This is a genomic window from Steroidobacter cummioxidans, from assembly GCF_003104955.1.
On record NZ_LSRW01000110.1, the window covers coordinates 1 to 8,001 of the forward strand.

The 8,001-nt window shown below is 61.8% G+C and carries 7 protein-coding genes; 6 read left to right on the top strand and 1 reads right to left on the bottom strand.

Features of this window, described 5'->3' with window-relative positions:
- Positions 1-56: 56 nt before the first annotated feature.
- Genes D0550_RS33130 through D0550_RS33140 form a run of 3 tightly spaced genes read left to right on the top strand, consistent with a single transcriptional unit; the run spans position 57 to position 3,277 of the window.
- Positions 57-731, top strand: a complete 675-nt coding sequence (locus D0550_RS33130; protein ID WP_153067463.1) for a lasso peptide biosynthesis B2 protein — start codon at positions 57-59, stop codon at positions 729-731.
- Between the two features lie 16 nt (positions 732-747).
- Positions 748-2,562 (top strand): asparagine synthase-related protein, encoded by a 1,815-nt coding sequence (locus tag D0550_RS33135; RefSeq protein ID WP_161966202.1) that lies wholly within the window; start codon positions 748-750, stop codon positions 2,560-2,562.
- Between the two features lie 10 nt (positions 2,563-2,572).
- Positions 2,573-3,277 (top strand): thiol:disulfide interchange protein DsbA/DsbL, encoded by a 705-nt coding sequence (locus tag D0550_RS33140; RefSeq protein ID WP_116813463.1) that lies wholly within the window; start codon positions 2,573-2,575, stop codon positions 3,275-3,277.
- Positions 3,278-3,319: 42 nt separating this feature from the next.
- Here the strand turns inward: D0550_RS33140 and D0550_RS33145 are convergent, their stop codons facing one another.
- Positions 3,320-3,895: a hypothetical protein gene (locus tag D0550_RS33145; protein ID WP_153067464.1), complete on the bottom strand. Its 576-nt coding sequence runs from the start codon at positions 3,893-3,895 to the stop codon at positions 3,320-3,322.
- A 292-nt stretch (positions 3,896-4,187) separates the two neighbouring features.
- On the opposite strand from D0550_RS33145, the gene D0550_RS33150 reads away from it, so the two are divergent.
- The 3 genes from D0550_RS33150 to D0550_RS33160 all read left to right on the top strand — a co-directional run.
- Complete coding sequence (locus tag D0550_RS33150) at positions 4,188-5,060, top strand: ABC transporter ATP-binding protein (protein WP_116813465.1); 873 nt, start codon at positions 4,188-4,190, stop codon at positions 5,058-5,060.
- The gene (locus tag D0550_RS33155) at positions 5,057-6,868 is read left to right on the top strand and encodes an ABC transporter permease (protein ID WP_116813466.1); all 1,812 of its coding nucleotides are present in this window, start codon (positions 5,057-5,059) and stop codon (positions 6,866-6,868) included. Before D0550_RS33150 ends, D0550_RS33155 begins: the two co-directional genes overlap by 4 nt.
- 107 nt (positions 6,869-6,975) lie before the next feature.
- On the top strand, positions 6,976-8,001 hold a 1,026-nt coding region (locus D0550_RS33160), incomplete at its 3' end, for an ABC transporter permease (RefSeq protein ID WP_241520997.1).

Below are 8,001 nucleotides of genomic sequence, written 5' to 3' on the forward strand. Positions count from 1 at the left end.
GCAGCGTCAGATGTGTATAAGAGGCCTACTTTCTATCCAAGCATGCGTTTGCCTGCTTGAGCGGCAGCAGCGTGGTTCTGCTGGATCTCAAAGCGGATCGATACCTGGCGCTCGAAGCGAGCCGCGCGCGTTCGCTTGCCGGCCTGGTTGCCGGCTGGCCCACGCTCGCAACGGAAGCGCTGTTGCCGAACGCCGAGGCCGGAAATCGAATAGCGGCGGGTATGCTGAAGCGAGGTCTGCTCACGAGCGAGCGTTCGCAGGGCAAGGAGCTGACGCCGCCGCCGGTCGCGGTGCCAGCGGATAGTGCGATCGATACGGCCGACGAAGGCGAGATGCCGCTGCGTTTGAAACATTTGCTGTCGTTCGTCGCAGCGCTGACGGCAGCTCGACTCCATCTGCGCTTTCGTTCGATGGAATGGATCGTGGACGACGTTTGCCGTCGGCGCGCAAAGGTCATCAGTCGCGAAGGCCAGCACGAGATCGCCATGCGGCAGCTGGCGCGTCTGTTCGATCGCCTGCGATCGTATACATACGACGCGCGCGGCGCCTGCTTGTTCGACTCGCTGGCGCTGCTCTACTTCCTGTTGTGCGAGGGATTGCAGCCGCAATGGGTGATCGGCGTACGCAGCTCGCCGTCGTTCATGGCGCATTCCTGGATTCAGCATGGCGAGACGCTGCTCAATGACAGCTTCGACCGTGTGTCCGTGTATACGCCCATCATGGCAGCCTAAGGCAGGGAATGCGGGCATGTTGCGTTTCATATCATTGGTTTGCGACGGGTCGGAATCCGCCGTGCAGGCCAGCGGGCGGCTCATCACGAAGTTGATCGCCTCGGCCGGTTGGCTCAGTGTCCACATCGGACCGCGCGCGGTGATTCTCTACAGGAGTGAGCGGGACGACCGAGGTGAGATTCACCTATTGCCCGATCAAAGCGGGGTCATACTCGGCCGGCTTTTCCAGAAGCCGGATGCCACGCACCACGTCGCCGGACGAGTCGAGCTCAATCAGCAACGCGGTGCTGCCATCGTCGCCTCCGGCGGGCGAGCGCTGATCGATCGTTATTGGGGCCGCTACGTCGCATTTCTGCACGAGCCCGAGTCACGCAGCACATACGTGCTGCGAGATCCGACCGGTCATTTTCCTTGTTTCCGATACACCAGTCAGGGCGTGAGTATTTATTTCTCGCACGCCGAGGATTGTCTCGACCTCGGCTTGCCGAGGTTTTCGATCAACTGGTCGTTCGTGGCGGCGTACCTGTGCAACTGGCGGTTGCAGAATCGCGAGACCGGCCTTGACGAAGTCGCCGAGGTGGCGCCGGGCGAATGCGTGGAACATCACTTTGGCGGCGCCACGCGCTCGCTGCTGTATTGGAATCCCGTGGAGATCAGCCGCTCACAGCCCTTCGAAAGCTTCGACGCCGCGGTCCAGGAGCTGCGAGGCACCACGCGCGCATGTATCTGGGCGTGGGCATCCTGTTACCCGGGCATCGTGCATTCCCTGTCGGGTGGGCTGGATTCCTCGATCGTGCTCAGCTGCTTGCGCACGGCACCGTCCCAACCGTCGATCACGTGCCTGCACTACTTTCACGCTGCGGCGACCGACTCGGATGAGCGCAGGTTCGCAAGGGCGGCCGCAAGCCACTTCGATTGCAAGCTCATCGAGCGGCAGCTCGATGCGTCGTCGGTGAAGTTGGAGGCACTCTCGGGCGTGGCAAAGTGTCCGCGCCCGGCGGTTTACCAATACTCCGTCCAGCAGGGCAGCTTCGAGAATGAACTGGCCGTGCGGACCGGCGCTTCGGCCGTTTTCAAGGGCATCGGCGGCGATCAGGTTTTCTTTCAGGGGCGGGGCGAGCTGGCTGTGAGTGACTATCTGTACTCACGAGCATTGCTGAGCGCGTGGCGGCTTTCGGGACACGTCGCGCGCGCCGAACGAACCTCAGTCTGGTCAGTGCTCAAGTCGGGATGGACGCGCGGCCTGCTGCGCCGTCCAGGGGATCCCCTGGCGCATATGGGGCGTCCTCAGCCGCTGGTGAGGCCTGAAGTCGTCGCCGCTGTGCGTGGGAACGAGCGTTGGATTCACCCATGGCTGCGCTCGATCGACGGTGTTCCCGAAGGCAAGCTGCAGCATGTCGGGGCCATGTCCCACCCGTTCGCTTACTACGATCCGCTGCAACGCCTGGTCGCGGCCGAACGCGTGCATCCGCTGTTCTCGCAGCCGCTGATGGAGGTCTGCCTGCGTACTCCGACCTATTTCATGGCGGCGGGAGGCAGGGATCGCGCTGTTGCACGCCAGGCGTTCGCGCAAGACTTGCCGAAGAGCATCGTGGCTCGCCGGGGGAAGGCCGGACTGGACTCTTATCTGCATCGGGTGGGGGAAGGGAATCTGCAATACATCAAGGCGATGCTGCTGGACGGTCACCTGGTCAAGCAGCAACTGCTCGATCGGCGGCGAGTCGAGGCGGCGTTGACCGCGCCGCGGTCGCAGATGCGCGAAGAGCTTAACGAACTGTTGGTCTATCACTTGAGCACCGAAGCCTGGATCAACAGCTGGTCGGCGGCTTAAAGGAATAGCCATGGAACTGCGCCGAATACTGCTGTGTATTTCACTGGTCCTGGCCATGACAGCTTGTGAGCGCGCCCCGGTCGACAGCACGCCCGTTACGGAATTCGTCGTCGGCAAACACGATCGGTGGGAGGCCGGCACGCATTACGAAGTCTTCGAGCCGCTCGCCGGGATGGCGGGCGCGAACGGCAGCGTCACGGTGGTGGAATTCTTCTGGTACGGCTGCCCGCATTGCTACACGATGGATCCGCATATCACTTTGTGGAATCGCAAGCAGCAGCGGAACGTCGAGTTTCAGCGCGTTCCTACTACCAGGGGGCCTGACGATCGGCCGCACGCGCGATTGTTTTATACGTTGCAGGTGCTGGGCCGCACCGACCTCCACGCGGTCATCTTCGACACCATCCATGCCCAGGGCAACAGGCTGGCCGCGAGCGACGAGCAGCAGACATTGCAGTTGCAACTGGAATTTGCCAGGCAGCACGGCATCGACGCGCAGCAGTTCATGAACGCGTACGGTTCGAATGAAGTCGAACTGCGCCTGCGCAACGCCGAGCGATTGTTGAAGCACTATCAAGTCGCCAAGTTGCCGACCCTGCTGGTGAACGGAAAGTACAAGACCGACGCGAGTCGTACCGACCGCAGGGGCGAAGCGCTCATGCGCCTCGTCGACGATCTCACCGAGCTGGAAGGCAAGGCGGTTGGGACTCCATAGTCCGGTCATCGTGGCGAATCGCTCACATTGCTCGGCGCGCCACTAGAACTTGCTGATGAGCGTCAGCCCGAAACTGCTCGCGTCGGCTTCACCGCCGTATTTCCCTTTGTACTCGAGTTTGGTGTAGGAGAGCGCGATCCAGCGCCAGCCCACTTCCACCGTTGGGCCGGTGGCGTCCTTGAAATCGATGTCCGGGGCGAAGTCGTCGCCATCGAACTTGATGCCGGTGTGATGCGTAAGGCCGGCTGCCACCCACCAGTTGTTGGCGAACAAATAGTTGCCGACCACCTCGACGACGGTACGCCCGATGCTGATGTCGGCATTGGAAGCCTTGGTCGTCACATACTTATAACCGACCGTGCCGCGCACGGAGAACGGTGAGCCATCGGCACGGTAGTGACCGCCGAGCGCCAGCGTGATGCCCTGGCCGGTCTTCACGTCTTGCGAGGAGCCGTCGACGAATTCCAACGTCGCGATCTCGTCACCGCCGTATTCGAGGTCGCCCTCGAACACGAATCCGAAGCCAGTGTTCTCGGCCTGCGCCTGCGCCTGCGACCAGCCGCCGAGCATCGCCAAGGTACAAAGCACGGCGCCGCGCGCCGGAAGTCTACGAAGCATGGAAGATTCCCGATTATTGAGTTGTTGTGTCCCGCGCAGGGCCAGTTCCAGCAGCGCAGGGCGCGAGACTAGCCGGCGCTAGCGCAGGAAACTGCGAAAATCCGCACACAAATGGGCCATGCCGTCGCAAAATGCGCGCACTGTGCGCTGGTAGGGCCGACGGTCGAAACGAACATTGCGCAATTCAGACTCGGCTCTTGATCGACCTGGAGAACGCGTGTCGCACTCGGTTCTCTTCAGCCGAGAACTCTGATAGAAGCCTGAATTACTACTACAACGGCAGGCAAACCCCATGGACGTTGCTACTCCGCCGCTCGTCGAACTCAGTGCGGTGACTGTACGCTACGGCAAGTTTCTGGCTCTGGACGGTCTTTCGCTCACGGCGCGGGCTGGTGAGATCTACGGGTTTCTCGGCCGGAATGGCGCGGGGAAGACGACCACCATGCGTGTATTGATGGGCGTCCTCGAGCCCGTCGCGGGCGAGATCCGGCTATTCGGCGAAGCGATGAAGCGCGTGCCCGTGTCGATCAAACGTCGGATCGGATACGTATCGCAGGAACAGAACTTCTATCCGTGGATGAACGCCGAGCAGTTGGGGCGGTTCGTCGGTGCTTTCTATCCGACATGGGATGAAGCGGAGTACGGACGCTTGCTTCAGGTGCTCGATATCCCACCTCGCCGTCGGGCCGCCGAGTTGAGTGGCGGCACACGAACGAAACTGGGACTCGCCCTTGCCTTGGCGCCGCGGCCTCCGCTTCTGTTACTCGATGAGCCGACGACCGGCCTGGATCCTGTTGCCCGACGCGAGTTCAACGATTTGGTCGTCGCAATGGTCGCGGAACGAGGGGTCACGGCGTTCTTCTCGTCGCATCTGGTCGATGACGTCGAATCCATCGCGACCCGTGTGGGCATCATCCAGGCGGGTCGCATGCGCATCGAAGGAAAGTTGGGTGAGTTGATGAGCCGCGTCCGAAGAGTGAAGTCGGTCCCGGATTTCGCGCTGCCGTCCGAGTTCCATCGCGTACGTGACGACATCTGGGAGGCGGAACCGGAGGTGTGGGCCGCCGCGGCTTGGTCCGCGGAGACGGTCGTGGCGACGCTTCCACTTGAAGAGATCTTCCTCGCGTACGCACGAACCGACGCCGCCTTGTCTTCCGCAGCATGAGTCTCGCGCTCGTCTCCAAGGAGCTGCGCGAGCACGGCGTGGTCGTGGCTGCAGCGATCGCGATCAGTGCGCTTGCGTTGGCGGGTCTGCTGATGCAGTTGAGCGATCTCGGTGGACGATTCCTGGCTCTCATGAGGTTCACGCCGACGATGGGCATCTTGCTCGCGATGGTGGCGGCCAATCGCCTCTTCGCGCGCGAGTACGCCGGAAAGACGCAGCTCTTTCTCGAGACGATCCCGGTGTCGCGCCTGCGCGTGGTTCTGACGAAGTGGGCGCTCGGGTGCGTGGTTGTCGTCGGAACCATCGTGCTCGCGTGGTACACAAACCTTTGGTTCATCCGCCGCACCGAGGTGATGCCGATCGTCGAGGCGTTGCCCGTGCTTGCTGTAGTAGTCGCGTTTGCGCTCTCGCTTTGGTCATTTGCAGCCATGGCGGGAGTGCTCGGACGGTATCGCTACATGATCTGGCTCGCTGCCGCACTGGGTGTGTTCGTCGCTACGAAAATCGTTGATCTGCCGTTGACCGATCTGCCGCTGTTCCGACTGCTTGGACGCGATGTCGAGATGGGTATTGGCTCACCTCCGATGTCTGCTTTCATCGCGCCGATTGTAATTACGGTGACGTGCTTCGCCGTCGCCATCCTTCTAACTACCGTTGGATCCGGTGCACTGCCAAGTGCGCTCGCACAACGTATGACCGCGCGCGAGAAGGTCTTCGTGCTGATCTGCATCGCGACCACGCTGGTCGTCGTCGATTTGATCGAACCACAGCCGGACATCCCGCCGTATGAGCTCGTCGATGGAGAGCATGTGACCGTTGGACGCGCACAGGCCAGCGTGCTTGTGACCCCTGCGGTGCCGACGGATCGAGCACATGCACTCGCTGACACTCTCGCAAGCGACCTGGATGAGCTCGTTCGTACGTTCGCGATCGATGCGGAGCCGCGCGTATTCATTGTGCCGCAGAGCGGTTGGGATCGCTGGTACATGCAGCGCGCGTCGTTGCGCGGCACACGCGGCATCGTTCTGAAGGCCGCGCCGGATGCGCCGCAGGATATGCTGCGCGCACTCGTCGTTCATTCACTAGTGATCGACGCTACGCTCGGTCGAGCCCAGCGCGAGGACCGTCATGTCCTGCTCGATGGCCTTGCGGCCTGGTGGCCGGTGCGGCAGGACGACGCAACGCGCACGCTATGGTGGTTACGAGCGGCCGCGTTCCCGGATCGAATCACTGAGCGGCATCTGACGAACTGGTCGACCACGAGCGAGCAACTTGGCGACTGCATGAGCCAAGCGGTCGCGTTTGCATCGTTCGAAGCCTTGATGGATACGGTAGGGCAAGAGCGGGCCTTCGATCTGCTTCGTGAGCTGTATGTCCAGCCGCCAGACGATGTTCGTGTTCTGCTGGAGGCATCTCCCGAGGATAGATTGTCGGCGATCGGACTCGAATGGAAAACGCTTGCTGCGCGTACGGAGGCGATGCTCTCGCGGCGACGTGTCGAACATGCTGGCGCGCTCGCACAGCGCGTTCCGATGAGCGCCCGAGTGGAGCTGCAGCATTCGAAGGCGCAGGGATATAGCGTCCTTACTCACGTCGACGGCCTACGTTCGTATTGGGTGCTTCACCATACGCTCGGACCCTGGACAGGAGAGGTGGGGGGGCATTCGCGTTTCGATGTGGCTGGCGCGTCTGCAGTGCTGCCAGTCTCGCCTGCGAGCGGTACGCGCTTGCTCGTTGCGGTGGAAACCGAAGATGAGGCGCTAGGCTGCCCCGTCCGACTTACGGCAACGAGACTCGAAGTACAATGAGCGGCGCACTGCTTCGAAAGGAACTGCGCGAGCTGCTGCCATGGGGCGTGCTGAGCGTCGTGCTTGGCGCGTTCGATGTCCTTGCGGCGTTGCTTCGCCAGCCTGATATGGGACCGCTCAGTCAGACCTATGCGACTCTCGGTGGTCCAAGTGCCGTGTTGTTCTGGTTCATTGCGTTCGCAATCGGCACAGGACTTGCGACGCGCGAGCAGGACGATCGCACACTGGGATTTCTCGATGGTTTGCCGGTCAGTCGATCACGCGTCTTCTTCACAAAGATGTTGGTGGCGCTCGGGCTCGTCATGCTTGCGCCGGTGGTGCAGTTTACGCTCGTGATCACGTTGCATCTGCTCTCGCGCGATTCGTTGGGCCAGTCGCTGAACCTCGATCTGCTGCTGCTGATCTTCGTGCAGCATGCGCTCGCGATGAGTGCGGGTTTACTGATCGGCGCTGCGCTCGGACGGCTGCGGAGCCTCACCTGGCTCGCGTTCGGAAGCCTGGCGGTGGTACTGCTGCTTGCAATGGAGCATTACCCGAAGATGGCTGTGCTCGACCCGACGGACCTTCTTGATGTGCGACTCCACGGCGGTCGTGTCCGCTTCGACGCAGCGGCCGTGCAAACACAACTTGTGTTGTGTGTGGTGGCAGGCTGGCTCGCGTGGCGCGGTTTCACTCGCGCACACCGTGAGCCGATTCTGAATCTCGACCTGTTGACCCGACCCGTCATGAGCGCAGTTGTCTCGACTCTGACGGTTGCGGTTATCGGCTTCGGGATGTATTTGCTGGCAAGGCAGGCAGCTGAGGAGGCAGCAGCGTCGGATGTTGTAGATGTGAGCGACGGAGAAGAGTCGTTCTTTGCGCCAACCCCGCCTGCGCAGACGCAAACCCGCTACTACCGTTTTTCCTATTCCGCCGCCAATGCAGGCGCGGCACGCGAACTCGCCGCACAAGCCGACACGATTTTCGCACAGGTTCACGAGTTGCTTGGCGTGGCGGCCGGAGATGCAATTCAGGTCGATGCATCCGGGTCCACGCAGAACACGCACGGAACCGCGTTCTTTGGTCGGGTGCGCATGATTCTCGACGATGAAGCGCCTGTGGTGCTCGCGCATGAAACGGCCCACGTCGTTTCA